Source organism: Rhodococcus daqingensis (assembly GCF_042665615.1).
Taxonomy (GTDB): Bacteria; Actinomycetota; Actinomycetes; order Mycobacteriales; family Mycobacteriaceae; genus Rhodococcus_G; species Rhodococcus_G daqingensis.
Window position 1 is genome coordinate 1 of sequence record NZ_JBHTCS010000015.1, and the last position, 640, is coordinate 640.

Genomic DNA, 640 nt, shown 5'->3' on the forward strand with positions numbered 1-640 from the left:
GGGTAGTTCGTTGTGGTGGGTGGTGAGGGTGAGGCCGAGGGTGGCGCCGGAGTCGGTGAGCATGTGGGTGATGCGGTCGGTGGGGTAGGTGGGGTCGATGGGGACGAAGGCGGCTCCGGTCTTGGTGACGGCCCAGGTGGCGAGGACGGATTCGGTGGAGCGCGGTATGGCGAGTGCGATGTGGGTTTCGGGTCCGGCGCCGCGGGCGATGAGGGCTCGGGCGAGTTGGTTGGAGCGGTGGTCGAGTTCGCGGTAGGTGGTCTGGCGGTTTCCGTCGATGATCGCGGTGGTCGCGGGGTGGGTTGCGGCGCTGTCGGTGAGGATCTGCGGCAGGGTGCGCTGTGCACCCGGGGGAGCCCCGCGTGCCGGGGCGAGGCTCTCGAGTTCGGCGTCGGTGAGCAGATTCAACCGGGACAGGGGCAGGTCGACGTCGGTGGCGAAGGCACCGAGCACCTTCGTCATGCGGCGGGCGATCATCTCGATGTCGCTGCCCTCGAACAGGTCCGAGCGGTACTCGAATTTGAGGTGGAGTCGGGCGTCGGCGTTGGCGGCGATGGCGAGGGGGTAGTGGGTGGCGTCGACGCCGTGGGCGGCGGTGATGTGGAGGTCGGGTTGTTCGGTGAGGGTGGTGGGGTCGAGG

At 69.1% G+C, this 640-nt stretch carries 1 protein-coding gene; it reads right to left on the reverse strand.

Annotated elements, in window-relative coordinates:
* Positions 1 to 640: AMP-binding protein (locus tag ACFQS9_RS13350; RefSeq protein ID WP_378405383.1), on the reverse strand; the 640-nt coding region annotated here is incomplete at both ends.